Raw genomic sequence first — 26182 nt, 5'->3', positions numbered from 1 at the left:
GGCTCCTCTTTCGTGATTCGAGCTGGGGCGGTGATGGGACGCCGGGATCGGCACTAAACTGGACGGGTGACTTCAGAGGACCCCAAGGCCACCCAAGTATCGCCGGATACCAGCCTAGCCAATCGCTACGGTGGTAAAAAGCGGGCCATGACCCGCAAAACAAAGCGAAACATCCTCATCGGCGCCCTGGCGGTGGGAATAGCTTTTGCCGGCTATATTGCCACGGGCTCCGCACAGGCCCCTGTGACCTTCAAGGACGTGGGCTACAGCACCGTTGATGCCACCCAGTCCGAGGTTGATTACCAGGTCACCAAGTACCCCGGCGCCACGGCGAAGTGCGCCGTCAAGGCACTGGATTCCAAGTTTGCCGTGGTGGGTTGGAAGGTGGTGGAAATCGGCCCGAACGCCCCTGAGGAAGAGGCCGACGGCGGGCGGACCACCATCCAAAGAACCGTCCTCCGTACCGAATCTCCGGCAGTGTCCGGCGTGGTGGACAGCTGCTGGATTGTGGACAGCGGGAAGTAACTCCGGTGTGATCCCGGACTCATGCGGTTTGGTTTAGTCCTGCCTTTTCACTAGAATGGATGAAACCTTCACCCCGTTAAGTTGGTTACTGAGCATCACGAGTGGCCACCTCGGCGGGGTCTTTTTGCATTGTCAGATCTAGAGGAGAAATCCGTGTCTACCACCAACAGCGCCACTGCAGCTTGGCTTACCCAGGAAGCATTCGATCGCTTGACGGCTGAGCTGGACCACCTTTCCGGCCCGGGCCGGGCGGATATTGTCCAGAAGATCGAAGCTGCCCGCCAGGAAGGCGACCTCAAGGAAAACGGCGGCTACCACGCAGCCAAAGAGGAGCAGGGCAAAATCGAAGCCCGCATCCGCCAGCTGACGGCACTTCTGCGCGATGCCCAGGTGGGCGAAGCCCCGGCCGACGACGGAATCGTTGAGCCCGGCATGTTGGTAGTTGCCCGCATTGCAGGCGACGAAGAGAAGTTCCTGCTGGGATCACGCGAAATCGCCGGCGACTCGGACATTGACGTCTTCAGCGAAAAGTCGCCGCTGGGCGCAGCGATCATCGGCCACAAGGAGGGCGACAAGCTCAGCTACACCGCCCCCAACGGCAAGGAAATCGCCGTGGAAATCGTTTCCGCCAAGCCGTACGCAGGCTAACAGCCACAAAATACAACGAACGACGCCGGTCCACCCCTTGGCGGGGCGGGCCGGCGTTTTCGTGTTCACACGCTGGTGGAAGAACTCCTTGGCCTCAGCAGGACCGCGGCAATCACGCCGCCAATGGCACCCCCGAGGTGGGCCTGCCAGGACACATAGCCCATCACGGTAGGCAGCACTCCGAACAGGATGCTGCCGTAGGCCATGAACAGGACAATGGAGAGCAGGATCTGCCACCAGTTCCGGTTGAAGAAGCCGCGCACCAGAAGGAAAGCGAAGAAACCGAACACCAGGCCTGACGCTCCCACGGTCACCCCGCCGCCGCCAATGAGCCAGACAGTCAGCCCGGACCCCAACCAGCTGAAAGCCAGCGCGGTCAGGAAAACCCTGATACCGGACATGAAGGCCAGGAAGCCAAAGATGATCAGTGGCAGGGTGTTGGACAGCAGGTGATTGAAGTTGGCGTGCAGCAACGGAAACGTGATGATGTCCAGGATTCCATCCCATGAACGCGATCGCAGTCCGAACGTGCGGTTCAGCCCGTGGAACATCAGGGTGTTGATGAACTCGATGACGTAGAGCAGAACAACGAACCCGCCCATGAAGACAAGGCCGCCCTTCGCCCGCCCAGCGAGCGAATCCTTGGCCTCCGCCGGTGTTTGTTCCGGCACCCCCAACACCATGGTTTCCCTCCCGGTCAGTGGACCACGATCGGCTGGAAGCCCTCGGCCCGCAGCGCGCCGAGCACTTGCTCGCCGTGTTCATGGCCCTTGGTTTCCAGGTTGATGGTGATTGATACGTCGCCCATGCTGATGGAACCGCCCAAGCGGGTGTGATCCAGTCCAGTGACGTTGGCGTCGTTCTCGGCAATGATGCGCGCGATCGTGGCCAAGGAGCCGGGACGGTCGTCCAGCATCATGCGGACCGTCATGAAACGGCCCGCGGCCGAAAGACCGCGCTGGATGACTTTCAGCATCAGCATGGGATCGATGTTGCCACCGGACAGCACGACGGCGGTGTTCCCCGGGTTTTCGATCTTGCCGTCCATCAGTGCCGCCACGCCCACGGCACCAGCGGGCTCAACAACCATCTTGGCCCGCTCAAGGAGAAAAATCAGCGCACGGGCCAGCGAGTCCTCGCTGACCGTCACAACATCGTCCACCAGTTCGCGGATGATGCTGAAGGGCAACTGCCCGGGCCTTCCCACGGCAATGCCGTCCGCCATGGTGGTGACTTTCTTCAGCGGCACCAAGGCGTCGGCAGCCAGTGAGGGCGGGTACGCTGCAGCGTTTTCGGCCTGGACACCGATCACTCGGATTTCCCGGCCCAGTTCTTTGGCTTTGGCTTTGATGGCGACGGCAACGCCGGCCAGGAGTCCCCCGCCGCCCACTCCCATGAGGATGGTGTCAACGTTGGGGATCTGTTCCAGGATCTCGAGGCCGATTGTCCCCTGCCCTGCCACGACGTCCACGTTGTCGAAGGGGTGGACAAAAACCGCGCCGCTCTCGTCCGCGTACCGCTGGGCTTCCGCCAGCGCCTCATCAACGTTGTGGCCGTGCAGCACCACCTCTGCACCATGGCTCCGGGTGGCCGCCAGTTTGGGCAGGGCTACACCCAGCGGCATGTAGATCCGGGCATTGATGCCAAGGCTCTTTGCGGCTACTGCCACTCCCTGGGCATGGTTTCCGGCCGATGCAGCAACTACTCCACGCTTCTTCTCGTCCTCGGTCAAGCGCGCCATGCGGACGTATGCCCCACGGACCTTGAACGAACCTGCGCGCTGGAGGTTTTCACATTTGAAGAAGACGTTCCCGCCCACGAGGCTGCCCAAGGCACGGGAGGACTCCACAGGAGTCTTGGTAATAATGCCCTCGAGCAGTTCCTGCGCCTTGAGGACATCGGCCAAGCCGACGGGCAGGGTTTCGAGGGTATTCACTGACTATTCTCCTTTTGAAGTGGTGGCATCAGGTTTTGAAGTGGTGGCATCGGGGCCCTCAACCGAGGTGCTGTCCGAGGCCGTGGTTTCGCCGGCAGGTCCGGCGCCACCCGGTTCTCCTTCATGTTCCCACGCCCGGGCCGCAATATACCGAACTGACGTATTTGCTACGGCAAGCAGCGGAACGGCGAACAGGGCTCCTGGGATCCCGGCAAGGTAGGAACCCGCGGCAACGGACAGGATGACCGCCACCGGGTGGAGGGAAACAGCCTTACCCATGACCAGGGGCTGGAGGATGTGGCTTTCGAGCTGCTGCACCAGCAGAACAATAGCCAGCATGATGAGGGCATTGATGGGTCCGTTGGCCACCAGGGCCAACAACACGGCAATGGCACCGGTCACCAGGGCACCCACCACTGGAATGAAGGAGCCGATGAACACCAGGACGGCAAGGGGCAGGGCCAGCGGCACCTGGATGATGGCTGCACCAACCCCGATTCCCACGGCGTCAACGAAGGCCACGAACATCTGGATCCTGACGTAGCTGACCATGGAGGTCCAGCCGCGCCGTCCCGCGCCGTCGGTGGCCCGTCGGGCGGTCTTGGGCAATAAACGGACCAGGAAGCCCCAGATCCGGCTGCCTTCCAGCAGGAAGAAAATCAGGATGAAGAGTGCAAGGACAAGGCCGGCAGCAAAGTGCCCTGCGGTGCTGCCGAAGGACAGTGCCCCGCTGAGGATGCTGCTGCTGTTGTTCTGGAGGGCGTTGGCGCCGTCCGAAATGTACTTGTCGATCTGGTCCGCGGTGAGGTGCAGCGGTCCATCGGACAACCAGGTTTGTATCTGCTGGATTCCCAGCAGCGCTTCCTGCCAGAGCTCCCCGAAACCGGAGACCAGCTGCCTGCCTACCAGCGCCAGGGCACCGGCGATGACCCCGATGAAACCCAGGACCGTGATGGCGACTGCCAGGCCGTTGGGCACTTTCCGCCTACGCAGCCAAGCAACCACCGGGTAGAGCAATCCGGCCAGCAGCGCTGCCACCATCACCGGAATGATGAGGAAACTTACTTTGCCCAGCAACCACACCAGTGCGCCGATCATCAGCAGGATCAGCCCTGCGCGCCAGGACCAGGCGGCGGCTATGCGCACCCCGTACGGGATGTCCTCGGCGATTTGGCGGTCAGAACGGGATCTGGCGTCCGGTGTTGGCGTCATGGACCCATAATTCCGTAGCCAACGCCGTATGGGAAACCGGACCGCTTTCTGGACACGGACTTTCCGGATACAAGGTGGCTAGAGGGACGCAGCGATCCCCCACCTCATGGTGAACTCTCCGCCGGGCTCCACCCAGCGCAGTCCATCGCCACTGTTGAAGGCATTGGCCGGTCCTGTCATGGGCTCCAGGGCAACAGCTTTGGTCCGGCCCGGGAAGTTGTCCGTCACGAAGACGTGCACATAGGGGCAGCTTTCGTCCTGTTCCAGGGCAACGCTTCGACCATCGGGTGCCGTGAGCACGTGGCGGGCAACGCCGCCGTCGAACGCCAGGGCCGTCAGGGCGACGTCCACCAGCAGGTCACCCACAGCAGCACCGCCGGAAAAGTCGTGCTCCCCATCAACTGCCACGGCGCTGCGGGGAATGAGCCGATCGTCTGCCACCAGGCGGGTTCCGGCCCGCACCGTGAGGGTCAGGTCCTCCGGGGCGGTGTCACCTACACGGAGGTACGGGTGGGCGCCCAGGACAACCGGGGCCGGCCCCTGCGAGTCATTGACCAGCGTTTGCTGGACCCGGAGATCCAGTGCCTGGTCCAATTCGTAGCGCACGCGGTGACGGACCAGGAAGGGGTAGCCGTGCTGCGGAAACACCGTGGCCTCCAATGTCACGGAAAACTCCGATTCGTCCACCAGTGCATATCCGGTGTTCCGCAAGAGTCCGTGGCTGGCGTTGTTCCGCGAAGCCTCGGTGATGTCCAGTTGCTGCTTCTTTCCGTCCAGGAACCACAGGCCGTCCTCGATCCGGTTGGCCCAGGGCGCCAAGGTGATGCCGGTTGCGCCCGGCGGAATCTGGTCATCCCCGTAACTCTCCGTCAGCTGGACACCCTTCCGGGAGTACAGGCGGAGCCCGGCGGCGAGCTCGGTGACCACAGCCAGTGCATCACCGCGGCGCAGTTCAAATTGGCGGCCCGTGGCGAAGCGGCGTGCTGCCGGCTGGTGTTGATCTGTCATGGGGAGGGAGTCAGGCATGGCAATACGGTACTGCATCCGGACTGGATCCATTCGAGGTGAATGTTTGATTTTGTTAGAAACTATGCGTTTTTGGTTGCTTATGGGATCATCGGTGTATGAGCCGCATCACCAGCACCCGTCTCGCCGACACCCGCGAGCTGATTTACTTCGATGATCCCGGGACACCCGAGCGCACCCTGGAGTCCATGGTGGACCACCGCGACCTCCCCACGCGGGGAGAGCCTGGCGAGGTCCGGTATGACGCATTGTCCGGTGATTGGGTCGCGGTGGCGGCTCACCGTCAGTCACGCACGCACCTGCCGCCCGCGGACCAGTGCCCCATCTGCCCCACCACGGCGGCCAACCCCTCTGAAATCCCGGCGGCGGACTACGACGTCGTGGTGTTCGAGAACCGCTTCCCGTCCCTGGGGCCCGCAGTGGGCGACATTCCGCCCCTTCCCGCGCCGGGCGCCAGCGGCCACGGGATCACCGGACCCGCCTACGGACGCTGCGAAGTAGTCGCCTTCACCCCCCAGCACACCGGCTCCTTCGCCGGACTGGGCCAAACACGCGCCCGCACCGTCATCGAGGCGTGGGCCCAGCGCACCGAGGCCCTCAGTGCGCTCCCGGGCATCAAGCAGGTGTTCCCTTTCGAGAACCGCGGGGCGGACATTGGAGTCACGCTGCACCACCCGCATGGCCAAATCTATGCCTATCCGTATGTCACGCCCCGCGCAGCCCAGCTGGGTGCCGTGGCCCGGAAATATTACGACGACGTGGATGCGAAGGAAACGCTGCAGGCCTCCCTCCTGCGGGCCGAGCGTGAAGACGGCAGCCGCATGATCCTGGAAGCGGAGCACTTCAGCGCCTACGTACCGTTTGCGGCTCGATGGCCCCTGGAAGTCCATTTGGTTCCCCACCGCAGCGTCCCGGACCTGGCGGCCCTGAGCGGGGAAGAGCGCGACGAACTCTCCCACGTGTACCTGGATTTGCTCCAGCGGCTCGATGCTCTCTACCCCACGCCCACTCCTTATATCTCGGCGTGGCACCAGGCGCCCCTGGATCCGGTTCTGCGGCCCGCGGGCCAGCTGCACCTCCAGCTCACCTCGCCACGCCGCGCTGCGGATAAACTCAAGTATTTGGCCGGCTCGGAAGCAGCCATGGGTGCATTCATCAACGACACCACCCCGGAAGCTGTGGCGGAACGCCTCCGCAGCGTCGCCCCCGTTACCGCCGTCAGCACGTCCCTGGAAGGCTCCCCCGCATGACCATCACCTCTACAGCCAGCGCTTTGGCCGCCCGTTTTGAAGAAACGTTCGGGACAGCTCCCGACGGCGTCTGGCAGGCACCGGGACGGGTGAACCTCATCGGCGAGCACACTGACTACAACGAAGGCTTCGTGCTGCCTTTCGCGATCGACAAGACCGCCAAGGTGGCGCTGCGGGTCCGTGAGGACACCACCGTGCGGATGCTCTCCACGTTCGGCGGACACGGCCTGGTTGAAGCTGACCTGGCCGGGCTGGAACCCGGTTCGGGGGAAGGGTGGTCCCGCTACCCGCTGGGCGTTGCCTGGGCACTGCAGGAACGGGGCATAGAGGTCCCGGGCTTTGACCTGCTTCTCGACTCCGACGTTCCCTCCGGCGCCGGACTTTCGTCCTCCCATGCCATTGAGTGCGCCGTCATTTCCGCCCTCAATGAGCTCACGGGTGCAGGCTTCGCGGCCGAGGACTTGGTGCTGGCTACCCAGCGCGCGGAAAACATCTTCGTGGGTGCACCCACGGGCATCATGGACCAATCGGCCTCCCTGCGGGGCGCCAAGGGACAGGCCGTCTTCCTTGATTGCCGCGACCAGCACGTTGAACTTGTCCCGTTCGATGCCGAATCGGCGGACCTGGTTCTCTTGGTCATTGACACCAAGGTGTCGCACTCACACGCCGACGGCGGTTACGCCTCCAGGCGGGCATCGTGCGAGTTGGGCGCGGAGCTTTTGGAGGTCACAGCGCTTCGCGATGTTGGCGTGGAACGCCTGGAAGAGGCCGCGGGCCTCCTGGACGAGCTCACCCTCCGCCGTGTCCGTCATGTTGTCACGGAGAACGACCGTGTCCTGCAGACGGTGGAGACCCTCGCCAGCCAGGGTCCGGCAGCCATCGGGGCCCTGCTGGATGCCAGCCACGTCTCCATGCGCGATGACTTCGAAATTTCCTGCCCGGAACTCGATCTTGCCGTCGACACCGCCCGAACCAACGGCGCAATCGGCGCCCGTATGACGGGCGGCGGATTCGGCGGCTCAGCCATTGCCCTCACCCCGGTGGGCCAGGAGCAGCAGGTGCGTGACGCCGTCGTGCGTTCCTTCGCGGAAGCGGGCTTCACCGCACCGGACATCTTCACCGTGACACCCGCTGCGGGAGCACTCCGGCTGGCCTGAGCCACTCACCGCGGACGCCCGGCACCCCATGGGATGCCGGGCGTAAGCTGGGGCCATGACTGAGGCTGTCATTGTTTCCACTGCCAGAAGCCCCATTGGACGCGCCTTCAAAGGCTCCCTGAAAGACGAACGTCCCGACGATCTTGCCACCGCCATGGTGCAGGCGGCCTTGGCCAAAATCCCCGGATTCGACCCCAGGGCGGACGACGGCCGCGGACTCGATGACCTCCTGCTCGGTTGCGCCGAACCCAGCGGCGAGGCCGGCTCCAACATGGCACGGGTAGTGGCGGTCCTGGCCGGCCTGGACCGGGTGCCCGCAGCCACCATTAACCGCTTCTGCGCCTCCAGCCTCCAAACCCTCCGGATGGCCTTCCACGCCATCAAATCCGGGGAAGCGCAGGCAATGGTGTCCGCCGGAGTGGAGAGCGTCTCCAGATACAGGGATTGGGCAGGCGCCGGGGAAACCGATACCGCCAACCACAACCCACTCTTCGCCGCGGCAGCGCAACGCACAGCGGCGCGCGCGGCCTCCAACATTCCGTGGACCGACCCAAGGATGGGCGGCCGGATGCCGGACATCTACATCTCCATGGGGCAAACCGCCGAGAACGTCGCAACCAGTTACGGAATCAGCCGGGCGGAGCAGGATGAGTGGGGCGTCCTCAGCCAGAATCGCGCCGAAGCCGCCATCAACTCGGGCTTTTACGCCCGCGACATTACGCCATACACCCGCAAGGACGGCGTGGTGGTGGACCGGGATGATTCACCACGGCCCGGAGTCACCCTGGACGCTGTCTCCACATTGCAACCCGTGTTCCGGGCCGATGGCACCGTGACGGCGGCAAACGCCTGCCCCCTCAACGACGGTGCGGCGGCTGTGGTGGTGATGAGCGACTCCCGGGCACGCGAGCTCGGCCTCCAGCCCCTGGCACGGGTGGTGTCCACCGGAGTGAGTGCCCTCTCCCCCGAACTCATGGGCATGGGACCCGTGGAAGCCTCACGGCGCGCATTGGCCCTGGCAGGAATGACCATGGACGACATCGATCTGGTGGAGCTCAACGAGGCCTTTGCCGTGCAAGTGGTGGCCAGCGCGAGGGAACTCGGCATCGATCCGGACAAGCTGAACGTGCACGGCGGCGCCATCGCCCTGGGCCACCCCTTCGGCATGACCGGGGCCCGGATGACCAGCACGCTGCTGAACGGACTTCAGTCCCGCGACGGGACCCTGGGGCTGGCCACGTTATGTGTTGGTGGCGGGCAGGGCATGGCCGTGGTTTTCGAACGGCTCACCTGAGCAACCTGCCCCCAACTGGACCGGCCGCCGTCGCGGTTCCATAAAAAATGCCCCCGAAAGTGTTCGGGGGCATTTTTATGTAATGTCGACGATCAATCGTCGCCGCGAAGAATGGCCAGGAGACGAATGATTTCGACGTACAGCCATACCAAGGTGACCGTCAGGCCGAATGCGGCAACCCAGGAGTAGCGCTCGGGAGCGCCTGCCTTAACGCCCTGCTCGATGCTGGTGAAGTCCATGATCAGCGAGAAGGCTGCCAGGCCGATTGCCAGGATGCCAATAAAGACGCCCAGCGGGATACCTGCGATGGTGATGCTCGTGCGGAGGCCGAAGGGCTCCTGCACAGCGCCGGTCCACATCATCACCAGGTTGATCAACGCGAAGACCGCGTAGCCAATGGTGGCGATCATGAAGAAGCGGACCATCTTGGGGGTAGCGCGGACCTTGCCGCTCTTGAAGAGCACCAGCGTGACGCCGAAGACTGCAAGGGTGCCGATGACTGCCTGCAGGCCGACGCCCGGGTACATGCCATCAAGGATGCGGGTCAGGCCGCCCAGGAACAGTCCTTCGAGGCCTGCGTACGCGAGGATCAGCGCCGGGGACGGCTGCTTCTTGAAGGTATTGACCAGCGCCAGGACGAAACCACCCAGGGCGCCGACGATCATCAGCATGGTGGAGAGGGCCGGGGCGACGAAAAGCGTGACACCCGCACCAAGGACCAGCACCACGAGGCAGGCGACGGTCTTCATGATCACGTCGTCATACGTCATGCGCCCGGTGTCGGCGGGGCCGGCCGAGGGCTGGCTGTACATCTGCTGCAGTTGCTCATTGGTCATGTTCTGCTGCTGGGCGGACCATGCTGCCTGGCCGTCCATGACCTGCGAGGGGGCACGGCCAGCTTGATTGAACTGCTGGCCGTAGGGATTTTGCGGTACAGGCGGGGCCTGCTTTGCTCCACGGAAATTCTTTCCGTTGAAGACTGGGTTTCCGCCAAGTGCCATTACGGGTGTCCTCCTGAAAAAAGGGCTGAGTGATAATTCACGGTACCAATTACCACGTGCGCTGGGCAGGGAAAGTTCCCCTGTTCACCCAGACGAAACCCAACCGTGACACGAAATTGGAACACTGACATGCGTGGGCGCCGCCGAAACTCTTTAGTAGCACCCGTAAACAACAAAGGTTTACTTAAGTTCAGCTTCATCAATGGTTGCCTGCAGCTTCACAGTTGTTATCCGATCGCGATGTTCCCACCTCCCAACTGGACATTTATTAGTTGTGGGGAGCGGTAGCATAGGCCTCACATGGGTGACTTGGATCACAATTGAGGCAGCTAGGCAAGAACGTTCGTAAGCCCCCATGCCCGTTCGCACCGGTTGCAAAGGCGCAGCCGGGACCACCCCCACTGTGGAGGTTTCCATTTTGAGAAGCACACTGCGTGACCCGTCCATCAGACGGTCCAAGGGACTGCAGAGAGTTGTCGGGGCGCTGTTCGCATCCCTCATTGCTCTTCTGTTGATCGCCGCCCCTGCGGCGGAGGCAACCACCCCCTCGCCTTCGCCGTCCGCGACGAATTTCCAAAACAACATCAGCGGATTCCTCCGCGACGACGCAAGGGCTCCCATTCCCGGCGTCAAAGTCAAGGCATCAGGCAACGGATTCCAAGGCGAAGCCACCTCCGGAGCCAACGGCGCCTGGACCATCGGCGTCCCGGTCCAAGGCACCTACACCATCGAGTTGGATACCTCCACCTTGCCGGAAGGTATCAAGCTCGCTGACGGCCAGGACAATCCCCGCGATGTCACCTTCAGCCAGACATCCAACCTGTCCGTGATCTTCGCTTTCGGTAAAGGCATCGTGGTCCAACAGCAGGACTTCGGCCAGAACCTCCTCAACCGCCTGGTGGCGGGCCTCAGCTTCGGCCTGCTCCTTGCCCTTGCCGCCGTTGGCCTCTCGCTGATCTTCGGTACCACAGGCCTCACCAACTTCGCCCACGGCGAGATGGTCACCCTGGGCGCAGTCCTGGTGTTCATGTTCAACGGCCTGGGGCTCCCCTTCTGGTTGGCCATCCTGCTGGCGTTGGTTGGCGGTGGGCTCTTCGGCTACGCCCAGGACGCGGGATTGTGGCGCCCGCTGCGTAAACGCGGCTCGGGCCTGGTCCCCATGATGATCGTCAGCATCGGCCTCGCCTTGGCCATCCGTTACGTCATCCAGTTCTTCTTCGGCGGAGCCACCCAGCAGCTGCCCGGAGCCCAGAGCGCCGAAATCCAGATTGGGCCGGTATCCATCACACCGAACAACCTGTGGTCCCTGGTCATCAGCGCAGTCGTGATTGCGCTGGTTGGCATCGTGCTCCTCAAGACCCGCCTTGGCAAGGCCACCCGCGCGGTAGCCGACAACCCGGCCCTCGCGGCTGCGTCCGGTATCGACGTTGACTCCGTGATCCGCCTGGTATGGATCGTTGGCGGCGTCCTTGCCTCCCTCGGTGGCATCTTGTGGGCCTACTACCGGCCCGGCGTCACTTTCGACATGGGCTCGCAGATCCTGCTGCTCATCTTTGCGGGTGTGACCCTCGGTGGCCTGGGAACCGTCTTCGGCGCACTGATCGGCTCGATCGTCGTCGGAATCTTCGTGGAACTGACCACCGTGTTCGGCCTCCCCGCCGACCTCAAGTACGTCGGTGCCCTCTTCATCATGATTGTTGTCCTTCTGTTCCGGCCGCAGGGTATCCTCGGCCGGCGTGAGCGTGTGGGTTAGGAGCGGGCCATGGATTTCGGATTCATTCTTTCCAGCGCCCTTGGCGAACTTTTCAGTCCAACGACGGCGGCCTACGCACTTGCCGCTTTGGGCCTTGCGGTCCATTTCGGCTACTCAGGGCTCCTGAACTTCGGCCAAGCAGGTTTCATGGCGGTGGGTGCCTACGGGTTCGCCATCTCCACCCTCACTTTTGACGCTCCCTTCGTCGTCGCTGTGATCATCTCCATCCTGTGCTCGGTGATCTTTGCGTTCGTCCTCGGCATCCCCACCCTCCGGCTAAGGGCCGACTACCTGGCAATCGTCACCATCGCAGCCGCCGAAATTGTGCGCTACGTGGTGACCACCAACCAGCTCACCAGCGTCACCGGCTCCGCCAATGGCCTGGCGGCCTTTGAGAACACCTTCTACGCCATGAACCCCTTCCCGGAGGGGTCCTACATGGGCATGAACAACCGTGACTTCTTCATCCGCGTCGTCGGTTGGGGCCTGGTCATCGTGTGCTGTGTGCTGGTGTGGCTCCTGATGCGCAGCCCCTGGGGCCGCGTCCTGAAGGGCATCCGCGAAGACGAGAATGCCGTGCGGTCGCTGGGCAAGAACGTCTACGCATACAAGATGCAGGCACTGGTGATCGGTGGTGTCCTTGGCGCACTGGCGGGCATGATCTTCACGCTCCCCCGTGGTGCTGTCCAGCCGTCCAACTACGGCACCGAACTCACGTTCTTCCTCTGGACCTGCCTCCTCCTGGGCGGCATGGCCACGGTCCTGGGGCCTGTTATCGGAGCCATGATCTTCTGGGTTGTCCTGTCATTGACCCAGAGCCTGCTCTACGGCCTCATCGAATCAGGGGCCATCACCTGGCTGACCACCGTTCAGGCCGGCCAGCTCCGCTACATCCTGGTGGGTGTGGCCTTGATGCTCCTGATGATCTTCCGCCCGCAGGGCGTGTTCGGCAATAAGAAGGAGCTTGCTTTCGCATGAGTGAGACCAACGAACCCACCACGGTCAATGCCGACACCATTGACTACATGACCGACTCGCGGCCCATCGCGGTTGGCGAGAATGTGCCCGGTTGCAAGAAGCGGGATGCGATCGTCGTCGCCGAAGGTGTGACGCGCTCATTCGGCGGCATCAACGCCGTGGATGTGGAATACCTTGAAATTCCGCGGCACAAGATCACCGCCCTGATCGGCCCCAACGGAGCCGGCAAGACCACCTTGTTCAACCTGCTGACCGGCTTCGACACCCCCAACTCGGGTAAGTGGCAGTTCGAAGGCAACAGCATCGCAGGGGTGTCTTCCTACAAGGTGGCCCGCATGGGCATGGTCCGCACGTTCCAGTTGACAAAGGTCATGGGCAAGCTGACGGTCATGGAAAACATGCGCCTCGGTGCTGCGAACCAACCCGGCGAGCGGCTTTCCAAGGCGCTGTTCAAAGGCATCTGGGGTGGACGCGAGAAGGAAATCACGGCCCAGGCAGACCTGTTGCTCCAGAAGTTCAAGCTCGACGCCAAGAAGGACGATTACGCAGCGTCCCTCTCCGGTGGCCAGCGGAAGCTCCTGGAAATGGCCCGGTCCCTGATGGTCCGTCCCAAGTTGGTGATGCTCGACGAGCCCATGGCCGGCGTCAACCCCGCCCTGACACAGTCCCTGTTGGACCACATCAAGAACCTCAAGGCAGAGGGCATGACCGTTCTCTTCGTTGAGCACGACATGAACATGGTCCGCCACATTGCCGACTGGGTGGTGGTCATGGCCGAAGGCAAGGTTGTAGCCGAAGGGCCTCCAGGCGAAGTCATGAAGAACCCTGCGGTGATCGACGCCTACCTGGGCGCCCACCACGACGTGGACCTGGGCGACGCCGAAGGCATCAAGGAACTGGAAGCAGAACTTGAAGCCGACGACGAGTCCGTGGTCGGAACCGAAGACGCCGGCATCCTGTCCGAGATCGAAGAACCCAAGAAGGAGGACGGGAAATGAGCAGTCCAGCCGCAATGCCCGCCTCGGCTGATGCACCGGCCGGAGACTCCGTAGTCAAGGTCACCAACCTGGTGGCCGGCTACATCCCCGGCGTCAATATCCTCAACGGCTGCAGCATCGAAGCCCGCAAGGGTGAGCTGATCGGCATCATTGGACCCAACGGTGCCGGCAAGTCCACCCTGCTGAAAGCCATGTTCGGACTGGTGAAGGTCCACTCCGGCACCGTCGTGGTCCGGGGCCAGGACCTCACCGGGCTGAAAGCCAACAAGCTGGTCACCCAGGGCGTGGGCTTCGTCCCACAGACAAACAACGTTTTTGCCACGTTGACCATTGAAGAGAACCTTCAAATGGGGATGTTTCAGCGGCCCAAGGTGTTTGCCGAGCGCTTCGACTTCGTCACCAGCCTCTTCCCGGAATTGGGGAAACGGCGCGCCCAGCGAGCCGGCTCCCTGTCCGGCGGTGAACGCCAGATGGTGGCGATGGGAAGGGCCCTCATGATGGATCCCGCCGTGCTGCTCCTCGACGAGCCGTCAGCCGGCCTCTCCCCCGTCAAACAGGATGAGACCTTCCTCCGCGTCCATGAGATCAACCGCGCAGGCGTTTCCGTGATCATGGTGGAGCAGAATGCCCGCCGCTGCCTGCAGATCTGCGATCGCGGCTACGTCCTTGACCAGGGGAAGGACGCCTACACCGGCACAGGCCGTGAGCTGATGAAGGACCCGAAGGTCATTCAGCTCTACCTGGGTACGCTGGCAGACGAGGTCTAGCAGCTCCATCCAGACAGCAGCATCGGGAGGGCCCTTGGATTCACGTCCAAGGGCCCTCCTTTTTGTGCTGTGCGCTTTGGGGCCTTTGTGCCGCCACCACCCACTTTGGGCCCATTCCCCCTCCCAGCACCTGGAAAACCCGGCGTGTCGGCCCTCTTGGCCGCCAAAGAAGGTGGCGACGGCACGCCCCCGCAGCCCCACCGCCCCGCAGCCCCGCAGCCCCGCAGCCCCGCAGCACAAAAACAGGCCCCCTCCCTCGTGAGAGGAAGGGGGCCTGCGATCAGCTAAAGCCTGAAGAGTTTAGAGCTTGCCGAACTCTTCGCGGACCGGCTTGTAGGTGTTGTCATCCTGGTATTCGTAGATACCGATGTACGCCTCGGTGGGGTCACCGGCGTCGGAGAACGTAACAGGACCGGACTGGCCGTCGTAGTCAATGTCCTTGCCCTCACGGAGGAGCGTGACACAGGCTGCGAAGCTGGTGCACTTCTCGCCGCCTTCAGAAACTTCCTTCAGCTTGGCTGCGATGTCCGTACCCTTGGTGCTCTTGGCGGCCTCGGAAGCCAGGGCAATCAGGTTCACGGCGTCGTAGGATTCACCTGCGTAGCTGTAATCCTTCAGGGCTGGATCGATGGCGAGGAGCTTCTTCTTGAAGTCGTCCTTGGCGAACGTACCGGGAATGGTTCCCTGTGCGCCCTTCATGGTGCCGGCCTGGAAGTCCTTGCTGTAGTCCGAGGTGTTGCCATCGACCATGAACAGCTGCGTGGGCTTGATGCCCTTGCCGGTGATCAGGGGGACGATGCTCTTTGCCTGGTCGAAGGTGATCAGTGCGATGGCGTCCGGCTTGGCTGCCAGAACCTTGTCCACCTGGCTGCTGAACTGGGAATCGCCTTCGTTGAAGAGTTCCTCGGCGACTACCTTGCCGCCGGCTGCCTCGAAAGCTTCCTTGACGTTCTTCTGCAGGCCGGTTCCGTAAGCATCGTTCAGAACGATCATGCCCACGGTCTGGGCGCCACAGGTTGCCATGTAGTTGCCCAGCACCTTGCCCTGGAGGACGTCAGAGGGAGCAGTACGCCAGAACAGGCCTTTGTCATCCCACGTGGTGAAGTCGGGCGAGGTGTTGGCCGGCGAGAACTGGATGACTCCTGCACCGGTGATCTGGTTGATGACCGTCTTGGAAACACCTGAAGAGGCTGCACCGATGATGGCGCTGACACCCTGGCCGAGGAGGGCCGTGGTGGACTGCGTGGCGATATCCGTCTTGGTATCACCGGAGTCGCGGTGTACTACCGAGATGGGAGCGCCGAGGACGCCGCCGGCGTCGTTGACTTCCTTGATACCGAGGTTGACACCGGCGATTTCCGGCGGGCCGAGGAACGCCAGCGACCCCGTTGTCGGCAGGAGCGATCCAAGTTTCAGTGGAGTATCGGTGGTGGTTGTCGAGGGAGGTACAGGTCCCGTGGTGGTAGCAGCCTGGCTGTTGCCGGCTCCCGCTCCACCGCTCGGTGCCGGGCAGGAGATGCCTGCTGCGGCGGCCGCAGATGAAGACCCAGTCTGCGTGGGCGTTGACGACCCACCACAGGCTGTGGCCAAGAGAGCGACCCCAATGCCAAGCGCTGTCAGCTTGGCGGCTCGGGGCGCCGCTGGGGAAAGATCAAACATTCGTTGTCTCCTCGATCGAAAGGTGCGAACTGCCTTTGATGCGATTACTCAGGTGTTCCTGATTACGACTCAAACTAATGCAATTGATCCGGGAACATAAGTGATTCAGGTCACATCCCTATAACACTCGTTGCCTGTGGGGAATCTGCAGTGCCCCAGGTGGGACTCGAACCCACAACACGCGGATTTTAAGTCCGCTGCCTCTGCCAATTGGGCTACTGGGGCGCCCGGACCATGGTATCCCAGCTACAGCTGCTGGAATGGCGCGGCGTAACGGAAAGTACCGTGGACATCGTGGGGCCATGCGGGAAGCGTCAACAGCTGGAAGTGGTCGCCCCACACTGCTTCGGGCGGTTGTACGTTCAGCGAGGTGGCCGGCACATAACCGAAGCGCGGATAGTACAGCGGGCTGCCCAGGAGGGCGATACCGGGCTCCCCTGCGGCTGTGGCACGGGCAGCCGTCTCGCGCATCAAGGCAGAACCGACCCCGCGCTTCTGGAACTGGGGAAGCACTCCTATGGGGCCCAAGCCGAGTAACGCCACATCCCCGATCCAGCCGCGTGTACTGATCGCATGACCTACGATCTCGCCGCCGATTTCAGCGACAATACTGAATTCCGGAAGGTACTCACGGGATCCAAAAAGCGCTTCCAACAACCCGACTTCCAGAGGCACGCCCTCCACGGGTTCACCGGTGACCGGAGAGATGGAGAAGGCCCGGGCTGTCAGCTCCAGGATGGCTGCCCGGTCCTGGGGCCGCTCGGTCCGCAGCACCAGGCCCCTGCCCAGAAGCCGAAGCACGTCCATGGCCTTGGCCGCATCTGCAGACGGTACCAGGAGGTGGTCATGATGGAATCCCGCCAGGACGTTGCAGCTGATGCCCGCATGCGTCAGCGCCGCGCTGACAGCTGCCGTGAGGCCAACCGCTTCCAGGGCCGAATGGACTTGCAGCGTGATCCACGAGGCCACGAAGTCGTAGTGGAGGCCCAACCTGTCGGCCTCGTCACGGTGAAGCACAACCGTAAGCCCTTCAGCTTCACGGACCGCGGCTTCGATGCCGCCTTCCAGCGGCCGCCCATGCGGCCAGAGGGCGTACACATATTCACCTTCGCGAATCACCGGATGAAGGGATTCCAGAAGCGTCGTCAGATCGGTTTCACCGGACATGGAAGTAGTCTAGGGCGCGGGCCAAAGACTCAGCATTAAAAGCACGACGGCGGCCACTCCCCTTGCAGGGAATGACCGCCGTCGCGGATGAACTACTTGGCGTCAGCCGTAACCGGGGTCTTGGCTTCTTCTGCCTTGGCCTCAGCCGGGGCAGGTGCCGCAGCAGGCTTGGGGGCAGGAGTTGCTGCCGCCACGAAGGCACCGCGGGGGTTGTCCAGATCCATCAGCTGCGTGGTGTCGCGGCCGGCAAAGAAGGCAAGGATCCAGCCGAAGATCACGCGGAACTTGCGCTCCACCGTGGGCATGGCCATGCCGTGGTAGCCACGGTGTGCCAGCCAGGCGAGTCCGCCCTTGAGGCCGATGCGGCCCAGTAGGTTGATGTTGGCAACGCCCTTCCACTCGCCGAAGCCGGCCACAGCACCAAGGTTCTTGTGCTTGTAGTCGTGCAGCGGCTTGTCCCAGCGGGAAGCCCACAAGTTGTTGGCAAGCTTCTTGGCCTGGCGCAGGGCGTGCTGTGCGTTGGGAACGCAGGTTCCGTCCGGCAGGCCCTTGCCCGTGAGGTCCGGGACAGCGGCGATGTCGCCAGCGGCCCAGGCGTTCTCGATGATGCCTTCGTCGCCTGCGATACGCAGGTCCGGGAGGACTCGGACGCGGCCACGCGGCTCCAGCGGGAAGTCGGTGGAGCGGATCATCGGGTTGGCCTGCACGCCGGCAGCCCATACCAGGGTGTCTGCTTCAACTTCGCCTGCGGAGGTCTTGTCCGGGAGGTTGATCAGCTTGAGGCTGCCTTCGGCGCTGTCCAGGGACGTGTTGAGGAGTACCTCGATGCCACGGCTGCGGAGGTGCTCCACAACCCATTCAGCCTGGGAAGCGGTGACCTCGGGCATGATGCGGCCCATGGCTTCCACCAGGACGAAGCGGATCTCTTCCTGGCGGACGCGGGGGTTGTTCCGGACCGCGGCGCGGGCTAGGTCTTCCATTTCGGTGAGGCACTCGATGCCCGCGAAGCCGCCGCCCACAACCACGAAGGTCAGTGCTTTGGCGCGCTCAGCGGGGTCGGTCATGGTGGAGGCAGCTTCGATGCGCTCCAGGAGCTTGTTGCGCAGTGCAACAGCTTCCTCGATGGTCTTGAGGCCAATGCCCTTGTCCGCAAGTCCCTTGATGGGGAAGGTGCGGGTGATGGCGCCGGCTGCAATAACGACGTCGAAGTACGGGATTTCAAAGTTTTCGCCGCCATCGGACGGTGCCACAACCGCAGTGCGGTTGGCGTGGTCGATGCTGGTGACGCGGCCCTGGATGAGCTCGGTCTGCTTCAGGTGCTGGCGGTGCGAGACCACGGCGTGGCGTGCCTCGATGTTGCCGCCGGCAACTTCCGGCAGGAACGGCTGGTAGGTCATGTACGGCAGGGGATCTACGACGGTGACGATGCCACCGGCCTTTTCGATCTTCTTCTGCAGTTTGAGTGCTACATACAGGCCGACGTAACCGCCGCCGACGACGAGGACCCGGGGACGGTCAATAAGCTCTGGAGTGATTGCCATGACACCAGAGTACAACACTTTGTGAAAATCTTCACTAACTACTTCCCCGAGGGCGGATCCACCGTTTCCATGGCACCTGTTTCCGCCTCGTCAACCACCGGACCAGGGCTCTTGGCAACCCTTCGGAGCTGGATGGCCGCGCCCGTCACCAGGGCGATGAACAAGGCTCCAAAACCGAGAACGACGGCGGCAGGCAGGGCGTCGTCCATGGTGGCCGGCGCCTTCGCAGCAGGAACAGTCGGATCGGCCAACGTGGGCGCCGCGCTGGTGGGGCTGGCAGCCGGGGCCTGGGAGGGTTCGTTGAAATTGCCGCGGCGGTGGACCCGGATCCAATCGGCAATGGAGCCCAGGGGGTTGCTGCTGGTCACGGGAACGTCGTCCTTCAGCGCGGCCTCGGCGTTGAGGATGCCGTACCCGTAAAGCGGGTCTTTTCCAGGGGCGCCGGCGTCCTTGGCGGTGCTGACAATCCGGTTAATGACCTGGCTGGCGCTCATCTCGGGCCATTTGGACCGGATCAAGGCGGCGACGCCGGAAACGATCGGCGCCGCTCCCGAGGTGCCGGCCCATTCGGCGTAGCTTCCACCGGGGATGGCTCCCACCAGTTTCTCCGCGGGCGCCGCAACTCCAATGCTGATGCCCTGCGAGGACGAGTCCACGCTGGCGCGGCCATCGCCGTCGAGCCCTGCAACGGTGAGGACGCCGGGAATGGTGGCCGGTGCGCCCACCTGAACGTTGCCACCCACGCGGTTTCCCGCGGCAGCAACAATCACCACGTCTTTTTGCTCGGCATAGAGGAAGGCAGCATCCCAACTCTGCGGCCAGTCAGGCGAGGTGCTGCCCAGGGAGATGTTGATGACCTTGGCACCGTTGTCCACGGCCCAGCGCACGGCATCGGGGATCTGTTCCTGGTCCGTTTTGCCGCCGGGGTTCGGGGAGCCGAGCCACGTGGAGACAGCCAGGATCTGCGCTTCCGGCGCCACACCCACAATGCCGTCCGGTCCGCCGGTGACGGGAGCCGGAGGCGGAGGGGGCGGGGTGGACGCCGACGGTGACGGCGACGGACTGGGCGTGGTGTGCCCGCGGCCCGCAAGCATGCTGGCCACCAGGGTCCCGTGCTCGGTTTTGGCCCCGATGCTCTTCTGTCCGTTGGATGCGCCGGCGCCCGACACATCGGTACCTCCCACCACCGCACCTTTGAGGTCCGGGTGGGTGCCATCAACGCCGCTGTCGATCACGGCCACTTTAACGCCGGCGCCCTTGGACACCTGCCAGGCATTGGTGACACCGGAGTCCTTAAGCCAGAACTCCTTGTCCCGCCAAGCATCGGCCTGCGCCGAGGGCGCAGTCACCAGGGCTCCCCCCAACGCAGCACCGGCCAGAACTGTGGCCAGGGTTGCCGAAAAAAGGCGTCGAAGCGGCATTTTCATGCGTCTGTCCGGATGCTGAGCGCCAGGCCATCAAGAATGTCATGTTCGCTGGACGTGGCTGCCGTGATGGCACCCTGGCTGACATCGCCCAGACGCTGCAGAATCCGCCGCCACACCAAAGCTCCGGCGCCGATCACATCCACCCGTCCGGGGTGCATGAACGGCAGCGCGGAACGCTCGTGCCGCGTCATGGCCAGAAGGCTGCCGGCGGCGTCGCTGATGGACTCCAGGCTCAAGGAAGCCCCATGGATCCGGTGGGGCTGGTATTCCCTCAGGCCCAGTGCGTGGGCCGTGATGGTGGTGACTGACCCCGCGACGCCCACCACGGCTGTGGCGCGCGTCAACGGGACGGTGCCTGCCGCCAGGTCCAGTGCGGCGTCGACGTCGGCCTCTGCAGCGGCGATTTCCGCCGCCGTTGGCGGATCGCTGCGCAGGTGACGCTCCGTCAACCTGACGCAGCCGATGTCCACCGACCGTGCCGCAATGACACCGCGCGAATCGCCGAGGACAAACTCGGTACTGCCTCCCCCGAGGTCCACTACCAGGACGGCATCGTCCTGGGCGATGGGCAGGACGCTGCTGGCACCGGCAAAGGACAGTGCGGCTTCCTCGTCACCTGTGATCACTTCGGGTTCCACACCAAGGATGTCCCGGATGCCATCGACAAAAACCTGCCTGTTGGCAGCGTCGCGGGTGGCTGAGGTTGCTGCGAAGCGGACCCGCTCTGCGCCGTGGTCCTGGATGAGCTGCGCATAATCCCGCGCAGCCGCGAAAGTGCGTTCCAAGGCCTCGGGCGCCAACTGGCCCGTGGCGTCAACACCCTGCCCCAAGCGGACAACGCGCATTTCCCGGACCACATCGGTCAGTTGTCCCCGCCCGCCGGCATCCGGGACGTCCGCGATGAGCAGGCGGATGGAGTTTGTACCGCAGTCAATGGCGGCAACGCGGCTCATTCGGCGCCTTCGGTTGAACCAGCGGCCGGGTCCCCGGCATCGGCGGCTTTCGCCTTCCGCACCGGCGCCGGGCGTCCAACAATATCCGGCAGGCCCTGGGGACCGTGACGGCTGAGATCCCGGGAAGGAGCCTCGCCCGCCGTGTCCCAGGCGCCGTCGCAGTAGCATTTGTCCGTGGTCCACCACTCGGCGATGGCCTCAACGGCTTCATCACCCAGGGGGTTGACGCCGGGTCCGGCAGCCAGCGAATGTCCCACCAGGACGTGGAGGCACTTGACGCGCGTGGGCATGCCACCAGCGGAGATCCCGTCAATCTCGGGGACGGCGCCGGTGCCTGAACGGTGGGCGATCTGGTTGCGGGCCTGCAGGTAAGCCTCATGCGCGCCGTGGTAGGCCTCTGCCAACTCTTGATCGTCGCCCAGACGATCATTCATCCGGTTCATGACGCCCATGGCTTCCAAACGCGACACAGCCGAAGTGATCACCGGGTGGGTCAAGTAGAACGTGGTGGGGAACGGGGTCCCGTTGCTGAGCCGGGGAGCCGTTGCAGCGACCAGCGGATTACCGCAGACGCAGCGCGCCGGGATCTCCACCACATCGCGAACCGGCCGGCCAAGTTGGCGGCTCAGTACTTCAAGATCGTGTGCTGACGGCTGGCGGGATTCCTGCGGCAGGGCTGCCGTGTTCTCTTCCACGTGCGTTGCCAACCTTCCTGCCCCTTTTAGCCGGGTCCCATGCGGACACGACGGCGGCGGGCACCGCATCTAGTCAGTTGCAGACCGTCTAATGGACTCCCAGAGAGCATCCACCCAGGGCAGATTCTCCGGGTTGACAGACGATCCGGAGCCGGTGCGGCCACCCGGCGTGCCAGCAGCATCTTCCCCGCCAAACACCCAGTAGCCCGTTTCACCCGGCATCACCATGTTAATGCGATCCCGTGCCTGTTGTTTCACGTAGTTGGGATCCTGCCACCGGGAGATCTGCTTGTTCAGGTCATTCTGCTCGGCTTTTTGGCTGGAGATTTCCGCTTCAAGGGCCGAAATCTCGGCTCTTTTTTCCAAAAAGATCTTCACGGTGGGGGCCAGCATAATGGTGATCGCAATCATGACGACGGCGAGGGCAAGCATCCGGCCGGAGAAGGCTTTTGCCGGAACAGGATCGGAATCCCGGCCAGCGGCAGGAGCCGGCGCACCGCTGGCCTTGCCTGCCTTCTTGGCAGGCCCGGAATTCTTGACCGGCGACGTGGTGCCGGAGCTTGGCTTCTTCCGCGGCGAAGCGTCGCTGCCCTCGTTGGCCTTTTTACCGGACGCCGGCTTCGGGGAGTCCGGCGTCACAGCCTGCACCTTTCCGGCAGCAGGTTTGCCCGCACCGAACTCCGCGGCAATGACGTCCGCAACCGGAGCTTCTTCCGGTGCCGGTCCCCGGGGGGTGGAAGGCCGGACAGCGCCGGGAGGGGTTCCCAAAGCGGTGGCCCTGGGTACCTTGGGTCGACGGGTGGCCATGACACTCCTGTAATGCCCGGTGCTTGCCTGGCGGTTGCTGCTGGTGCGGTTCTCTGACCTGGCCGTAATGACCGGTTTCAGCTTAAACAAGAACCGGCGGCCATGGTCTTTCCACCATAGCCACCGGTTACCTGATTTCGCTGAAGGCTAGCCCTTGAAACGCGGGAACGCGCTGCGGCCGGCGTAGCGTGCGGCGTCGTCGAGTTCTTCTTCGATGCGCAGCAGCTGGTTGTACTTGGCAACGCGCTCGGAGCGTGCCGGGGCACCCGTCTTGATCTGGCCCGCGTTGGTTGCAACCGCGATGTCAGCAATGGTGGTGTCCTCGGTTTCGCCGGAGCGGTGCGAGGTGATGGTGGTGTAACCGGAGCGCTGGGCCAGGGAAACGGCGTCCAGCGTTTCGGTCAGGGAACCGATCTGGTTGACCTTGACCAGCAGGGAGTTGGCCGTAGCGGCGTCGATGCCCTGCTGCAGGCGGACCGGGTTGGTGACGAAGAGGTCATCGCCCACCAGCTGGACCTTGTCACCGATGGTGTCGGTGAGGGTCTTCCAGCCTTCCCAGTCGTTCTCGTCCAGCGGGTCCTCGATGGATACCAGCGGGTAGTCGGCAACGAGCTCGGCGTAGTAGGCGCTCATCTCGGTGGCCGAGAGTGCCTTGCCCTCGAACTGGTAGGCGCCGTCCTTGTAGAACTCGGAGGAAGCGACATCCAGTGCCAGTGCGATGTCCGTGCCCGGGGTGTAGCCGGCGTTCTTGATGGCTTCCTGGATCAGGTCCAGTGCTGCGCGGTTGGACGGCAGGTTGGGAGCGAATCCACCTTCGTCGCCCAGGCCCGTGGAGAGGCCCTTCTGCTGCAGGACGGACTTGAGGTTGTGGTAGACCTCAACACCCCAGCGGAGGCCCTCGGAGAAGGTCTCTGCACCGATCGGGGCGATCATGAATTCCTGGATGTCCACATCGGAGTCGGCGTGTGAGCCACCGTTGAGGATGTTCATCAGGGGAACCGGCAGAACGTGTGCGTTGGGGCCACCGAGGTACTTGTACAGCGGGAGGTCCGCAGACGCTGCTGCAGCGTTGGCCACGGCCAGGGACACACCCAGGATGGCGTTGGCGCCCAGCTTGCCCTTGTTGGGGGTGCCGTCAAGGTCGATCATGGCCTGGTCGATGCTGCGCTGGTCCGTGGCGTCGAAGCCGATCAGGGCCGGCGAGATTTCGTCGATAACGGCGTCAACAGCCTTCTGGACACCCTTGCCGAGGTAACGGCCCTTGTCGCCGTCGCGGAGTTCAACAGCTTCGTGTTCACCGGTGGAAGCACCGGAAGGAACTGCTGCGCGGCCGATCTGGCCGTCGGAGAGCAGGACCTCAACTTCTACGGTCGGGTTTCCGCGGGAATCAAGGATCTCGCGTGCGTGGATGGCATCGATAAGCGCCATGGATGTGCTCCTTATGGGCAAATAACAGGAATGAAGAGGGAAATTCGCAACGTCCTCGTCGCTACTAGCCTAGTCCAGAGTGGCTCAGGTTACGGAACAAATTCCAAGCCCTCACGTCATGAAGACCGGGCGGCACCATTCTGAAACGATCGAACCGCTGAACGGAGCGCCCTTTCGGCGTCCAGTCCCTGCGACCTGGCATGGGCAACGACGGCCAGCAGGAACTCCCCCAGCGCTTCTTCGGTTGCGGCAAAATCGGAAGGCACGACGGCGGCCTGCCCGCCTGCCGCTTCCACGGACAGGCCAGCGCGGGCCGCCCTGTCCATGGACTTCCGGGCCGCTGCCAAGGCCGGAAGATGCGTCGGGATCCCCTCGAAGGGGTTCTCCCGTTCTGGCATCTCCGCCTTCTTGGCCGCGTCCCATGTGACGATGATTTCCTCAACGCTGGCCGGGAAAGTCTCCCGCAAGGATCCGTCCGGCGTGAAAACGTGCTGGTTGCGCCGGACCATCTTGGCGTTGATGGCCCGGGCCACGGCATCAAAATCAAAGCTGCCGCGCTCCTCGGCGAGCCGGGCATGGAGCACCACCTGCAGCAGCACATCACCCAGCTCGCCGCGGAGCTCGTCGTCCCGGGTTGGTGAGTCGCCGGCCTCAATCGAGTCCACCACTTCATAGGCTTCCTCGATCAGATACTCCACCAGCGATTCGTGGGTCAGCGCACCCATCCAGGGGCAATGCTCCCGGAGCGCCGCAACTGTCCCCAGCAGCTCGGTGAGCCCGCTGGAGCCGTTAGCCGAGGTTGGCGTAGGCATCGTTGATGTACTCAACCAATGCTTCGCGCTCATCCAAGGGCAGGAAGGCTGCCTCGGCGGCGTTGAGCGTCAGTTCCAGGAGATCGTCCAGGTCGTAGTCGAATGTCTCGACCATGAGCTCAAACTCGTCGGTCAGCGTCACACCGCTCATCAGGCGGTTGTCAGTGTTGATGGTGACGTTGAAGCCCAGCTGGAACAGCATGTCCACCGGGTGGCTTTCGATGCCTTCGCCGAAGCCGGAGATGGCGCCGGTCTGGAGGTTGGACGACGGGCAGATCTCCAGGGCGATGCCGCGGTCGCGGACCCACGCCGCCACGCTGCCGATGGTGACCATGCCGATCACGTCATCGCCGTCGTCCTCCGGGTTCTCCTCGAACTCCACCGTGATGTCCTCTGCGATCCGCACGCCGTGGCCCAGGCGCAGGGCGCGTCCGTCAACCAAGGCGGACTGGATGCTGTCCAGCCCGGCGGCTTCACCGGCGTGGATGGTGGCCGGGAAGTTGTTTTCTGCCAGGTACGTGAAAGCTTCCTTGAACCTGGAGGGCAGGAAGCCGTCTTCAGCGCCGGCAATGTCAAAGCCGACAGCTCCGTTGGCGCGGTGGCGCACGGCGAGCTCGGCTATCTCCTGGCCGCGGTCAGCGTGGCGCATGGCGGTAATCAGCTGGCCGACCTGGATCTGCTGTCCGCGCTCATCTGCGGCGTCCACACCGGCTTCCAGGCCGGTCTGTACAGCCTCCACCACTTCGTCCAGGGTCAGGCCCTTCTGGAGGTGCTGTTCGGGTGCCCAGCGGACTTCACCATAGACCACGCCGTCCTCGGCGAGGTCCTCCACGAATTCCTTGGCAACCCGGAAGAGGCCTTCCTTGGTCTGCATGACGGCAATGGTGTGGTCAAACGTTTCGAGGTAGCGGACCAGCGAACCGGAGTCTGCGGATTCGCGGAACCATTGGCCCAGGGCCACGGGGTCCGTGGAGGGAAGGGTGTGGCCTACGGCCTCGGCCAGTTCGATGATGGTTTCCGGCCGGAGTCCTCCGTCCAGGTGGTCATGAAGGGAGACCTTGGGCAGGCTCTTCAAATCGAAGTCGAGGGCAGGGGCAGCATCAAGAATGGGCTCAGTCACGTTTCTAAGACTAGTCCCCGCATCCATG

24 protein-coding genes and 1 tRNA gene are annotated in these 26182 nt (G+C 63.4%); 9 read left to right on the top strand and 16 right to left on the bottom strand.

Translation table 11 applies throughout. The features are described 5' to 3' along the window. Positions 1-66: 66 nt before the first annotated feature. A complete protein-coding gene (locus JOE60_RS05585) occupies positions 67-525 on the top strand; it encodes a DUF4307 domain-containing protein (protein WP_167264649.1) in 459 nt (152 codons plus the stop codon). A 153-nt stretch (positions 526-678) separates the two neighbouring features. Then, the gene (gene greA / locus JOE60_RS05580) at positions 679-1173 is read left to right on the top strand and encodes a transcription elongation factor GreA (RefSeq protein WP_167264648.1); all 495 of its coding nucleotides are present in this window, start codon (positions 679-681) and stop codon (positions 1171-1173) included. A 65-nt stretch (positions 1174-1238) separates the two neighbouring features. On the opposite strand, the gene JOE60_RS05575 is transcribed toward greA, so the two are convergent. The 4 genes from JOE60_RS05575 to JOE60_RS05560 form a co-directional block, all read right to left on the bottom strand. Then, positions 1239-1856 carry a rhomboid family intramembrane serine protease gene (locus tag JOE60_RS05575; protein ID WP_167264647.1) on the bottom strand — a complete coding sequence of 206 codons (618 nt, stop codon included), beginning with the start codon at positions 1854-1856 and terminating at the stop codon, positions 1239-1241. Positions 1857-1870: 14 nt separating this feature from the next. Further along, a complete protein-coding gene (gene ilvA, locus JOE60_RS05570; RefSeq protein ID WP_167264646.1) occupies positions 1871-3109 on the bottom strand; it encodes a threonine ammonia-lyase in 1239 nt (412 codons plus the stop codon). Positions 3110-3112: 3 nt separating this feature from the next. Continuing rightward, positions 3113-4321, bottom strand: a complete 1209-nt coding sequence (locus JOE60_RS05565) for an AI-2E family transporter (protein WP_167264645.1) — start codon at positions 4319-4321, stop codon at positions 3113-3115. Positions 4322-4399: 78 nt separating this feature from the next. Then, positions 4400-5347 (bottom strand): aldose 1-epimerase family protein, encoded by a 948-nt coding sequence (locus JOE60_RS05560; RefSeq protein WP_239528823.1) that lies wholly within the window; start codon positions 5345-5347, stop codon positions 4400-4402. 98 nt (positions 5348-5445) lie between these two features. On the opposite strand from JOE60_RS05560, the gene galT reads away from it, so the two are divergent. Genes galT through JOE60_RS05545 form a run of 3 tightly spaced genes read left to right on the top strand, consistent with a single transcriptional unit; the run spans position 5446 to position 9048 of the window. Continuing rightward, entirely contained in the window at positions 5446-6597 is a 1152-nt protein-coding gene (galT, locus tag JOE60_RS05555) for a galactose-1-phosphate uridylyltransferase (protein WP_167264643.1), read from the top strand. Further along, entirely contained in the window at positions 6594-7754 is a 1161-nt protein-coding gene (gene galK / locus JOE60_RS05550; RefSeq protein ID WP_167264642.1) for a galactokinase, read from the top strand. The genes galT and galK overlap by 4 nt, the downstream gene beginning before the upstream one ends. Before the next feature lie 55 nt (positions 7755-7809). Further along, positions 7810-9048, top strand: coding sequence for an acetyl-CoA C-acetyltransferase (locus JOE60_RS05545; RefSeq protein WP_167264641.1), 1239 nt, complete (start codon positions 7810-7812; stop codon positions 9046-9048). Between the two features lie 92 nt (positions 9049-9140). Here the strand turns inward: JOE60_RS05545 and JOE60_RS05540 are convergent, their stop codons facing one another. Beyond that, on the bottom strand, positions 9141-10049 hold the full coding sequence (locus JOE60_RS05540) for a Bax inhibitor-1/YccA family protein (protein ID WP_167264640.1): 909 nt from the start codon (positions 10047-10049) through the stop codon (positions 9141-9143). Positions 10050-10404: 355 nt separating this feature from the next. Here JOE60_RS05540 and JOE60_RS05535 point away from each other — a divergent pair, with 355 nt between their 5' ends. From JOE60_RS05535 to JOE60_RS05520, 4 genes are read left to right on the top strand one after another with little or no spacing between them, the layout of a single operon-like run. Continuing rightward, positions 10405-11802 carry a branched-chain amino acid ABC transporter permease gene (locus JOE60_RS05535; RefSeq protein WP_167264639.1) on the top strand — a complete coding sequence of 466 codons (1398 nt, stop codon included), beginning with the start codon at positions 10405-10407 and terminating at the stop codon, positions 11800-11802. Positions 11803-11811: 9 nt separating this feature from the next. After that, positions 11812-12780 (top strand): branched-chain amino acid ABC transporter permease, encoded by a 969-nt coding sequence (locus JOE60_RS05530; RefSeq protein ID WP_167264638.1) that lies wholly within the window; start codon positions 11812-11814, stop codon positions 12778-12780. Continuing rightward, entirely contained in the window at positions 12777-13778 is a 1002-nt protein-coding gene (locus tag JOE60_RS05525) for an ABC transporter ATP-binding protein (protein ID WP_167264637.1), read from the top strand. Before JOE60_RS05530 ends, JOE60_RS05525 begins: the two co-directional genes overlap by 4 nt. After that, positions 13775-14545, top strand: a complete 771-nt coding sequence (locus JOE60_RS05520; RefSeq protein WP_167264636.1) for an ABC transporter ATP-binding protein — start codon at positions 13775-13777, stop codon at positions 14543-14545. The genes JOE60_RS05525 and JOE60_RS05520 overlap by 4 nt, the downstream gene beginning before the upstream one ends. 300 nt (positions 14546-14845) lie before the next feature. On the opposite strand, the gene JOE60_RS05515 is transcribed toward JOE60_RS05520, so the two are convergent. The 11 genes from JOE60_RS05515 to JOE60_RS05465 form a co-directional block, all read right to left on the bottom strand. Next, positions 14846-16204 (bottom strand): ABC transporter substrate-binding protein, encoded by a 1359-nt coding sequence (locus JOE60_RS05515; RefSeq protein ID WP_167264635.1) that lies wholly within the window; start codon positions 16202-16204, stop codon positions 14846-14848. Between the two features lie 151 nt (positions 16205-16355). Further along, positions 16356-16429 (bottom strand) — tRNA-Leu (locus JOE60_RS05510). Positions 16430-16450: 21 nt separating this feature from the next. Beyond that, a complete protein-coding gene (locus JOE60_RS05505) occupies positions 16451-17371 on the bottom strand; it encodes an N-acetyltransferase (protein ID WP_167264634.1) in 921 nt (306 codons plus the stop codon). Positions 17372-17463: 92 nt separating this feature from the next. Beyond that, positions 17464-18912, bottom strand: coding sequence for an NAD(P)/FAD-dependent oxidoreductase (locus JOE60_RS05500; protein WP_167264633.1), 1449 nt, complete (start codon positions 18910-18912; stop codon positions 17464-17466). A gap of 38 nt (positions 18913-18950) precedes the next feature. Further along, positions 18951-20339: a S8 family serine peptidase gene (locus tag JOE60_RS05495; protein ID WP_167264632.1), complete on the bottom strand. Its 1389-nt coding sequence runs from the start codon at positions 20337-20339 to the stop codon at positions 18951-18953. Then, a complete protein-coding gene (locus JOE60_RS05490; protein ID WP_167264631.1) occupies positions 20336-21292 on the bottom strand; it encodes a Ppx/GppA phosphatase family protein in 957 nt (318 codons plus the stop codon). The genes JOE60_RS05495 and JOE60_RS05490 overlap by 4 nt, the downstream gene beginning before the upstream one ends. Continuing rightward, positions 21289-21987 (bottom strand): DUF501 domain-containing protein, encoded by a 699-nt coding sequence (locus tag JOE60_RS05485; protein ID WP_204814847.1) that lies wholly within the window; start codon positions 21985-21987, stop codon positions 21289-21291. Before JOE60_RS05485 ends, JOE60_RS05490 begins: the two co-directional genes overlap by 4 nt. Before the next feature lie 69 nt (positions 21988-22056). Further along, the gene (locus tag JOE60_RS05480) at positions 22057-22794 is read right to left on the bottom strand and encodes an FtsB family cell division protein (RefSeq protein ID WP_167264629.1); all 738 of its coding nucleotides are present in this window, start codon (positions 22792-22794) and stop codon (positions 22057-22059) included. A gap of 147 nt (positions 22795-22941) precedes the next feature. Further along, a complete protein-coding gene (gene eno, locus JOE60_RS05475; RefSeq protein WP_167264628.1) occupies positions 22942-24222 on the bottom strand; it encodes a phosphopyruvate hydratase in 1281 nt (426 codons plus the stop codon). A 116-nt stretch (positions 24223-24338) separates the two neighbouring features. Then, entirely contained in the window at positions 24339-25034 is a 696-nt protein-coding gene (locus JOE60_RS05470; RefSeq protein WP_167264627.1) for a MazG nucleotide pyrophosphohydrolase domain-containing protein, read from the bottom strand. Continuing rightward, a complete protein-coding gene (locus tag JOE60_RS05465) occupies positions 25012-26154 on the bottom strand; it encodes an adenosine deaminase (protein ID WP_167264626.1) in 1143 nt (380 codons plus the stop codon). The genes JOE60_RS05470 and JOE60_RS05465 overlap by 23 nt, the downstream gene beginning before the upstream one ends. Positions 26155-26182 lie beyond the last annotated feature (28 nt).

The organism is Paenarthrobacter ilicis (genome assembly GCF_016907545.1).
Lineage (GTDB): Bacteria > Actinomycetota > Actinomycetes > Actinomycetales > Micrococcaceae > Arthrobacter > Arthrobacter ilicis.
This window is presented reverse-complemented; position numbering and strand designations above follow the sequence as displayed.

Coding starts and splice junctions, on each gene's coding strand:
- JOE60_RS05575 (WP_167264647.1), bottom strand. CDS start 1,856: ATGGTGTTGGGGGTGCCGGAACAAACACCGGCGGAGGCCAAGGATTCG.
- JOE60_RS05565 (WP_167264645.1), bottom strand. CDS start 4,321: ATGACGCCAACACCGGACGCCAGATCCCGTTCTGACCGCCAAATCGCC.
- JOE60_RS05560 (WP_239528823.1), bottom strand. CDS start 5,347: ATGCCTGACTCCCTCCCCATGACAGATCAACACCAGCCGGCAGCACGC.
- galT (WP_167264643.1), top strand. CDS start 5,446: ATGAGCCGCATCACCAGCACCCGTCTCGCCGACACCCGCGAGCTGATT.
- galK (WP_167264642.1), top strand. CDS start 6,594: ATGACCATCACCTCTACAGCCAGCGCTTTGGCCGCCCGTTTTGAAGAA.
- JOE60_RS05545 (WP_167264641.1), top strand. CDS start 7,810: ATGACTGAGGCTGTCATTGTTTCCACTGCCAGAAGCCCCATTGGACGC.
- JOE60_RS05540 (WP_167264640.1), bottom strand. CDS start 10,049: ATGGCACTTGGCGGAAACCCAGTCTTCAACGGAAAGAATTTCCGTGGA.
- JOE60_RS05535 (WP_167264639.1), top strand. CDS start 10,405: ATGCCCGTTCGCACCGGTTGCAAAGGCGCAGCCGGGACCACCCCCACT.
- JOE60_RS05530 (WP_167264638.1), top strand. CDS start 11,812: ATGGATTTCGGATTCATTCTTTCCAGCGCCCTTGGCGAACTTTTCAGT.
- JOE60_RS05525 (WP_167264637.1), top strand. CDS start 12,777: ATGAGTGAGACCAACGAACCCACCACGGTCAATGCCGACACCATTGAC.
- JOE60_RS05520 (WP_167264636.1), top strand. CDS start 13,775: ATGAGCAGTCCAGCCGCAATGCCCGCCTCGGCTGATGCACCGGCCGGA.
- JOE60_RS05515 (WP_167264635.1), bottom strand. CDS start 16,204: ATGTTTGATCTTTCCCCAGCGGCGCCCCGAGCCGCCAAGCTGACAGCG.
- JOE60_RS05505 (WP_167264634.1), bottom strand. CDS start 17,371: ATGTCCGGTGAAACCGATCTGACGACGCTTCTGGAATCCCTTCATCCG.
- JOE60_RS05500 (WP_167264633.1), bottom strand. CDS start 18,912: ATGGCAATCACTCCAGAGCTTATTGACCGTCCCCGGGTCCTCGTCGTC.
- JOE60_RS05495 (WP_167264632.1), bottom strand. CDS start 20,339: ATGAAAATGCCGCTTCGACGCCTTTTTTCGGCAACCCTGGCCACAGTT.
- JOE60_RS05490 (WP_167264631.1), bottom strand. CDS start 21,292: ATGAGCCGCGTTGCCGCCATTGACTGCGGTACAAACTCCATCCGCCTG.
- JOE60_RS05480 (WP_167264629.1), bottom strand. CDS start 22,794: ATGGCCACCCGTCGACCCAAGGTACCCAGGGCCACCGCTTTGGGAACC.
- eno (WP_167264628.1), bottom strand. CDS start 24,222: ATGGCGCTTATCGATGCCATCCACGCACGCGAGATCCTTGATTCCCGC.
- JOE60_RS05470 (WP_167264627.1), bottom strand. CDS start 25,034: ATGCCTACGCCAACCTCGGCTAACGGCTCCAGCGGGCTCACCGAGCTG.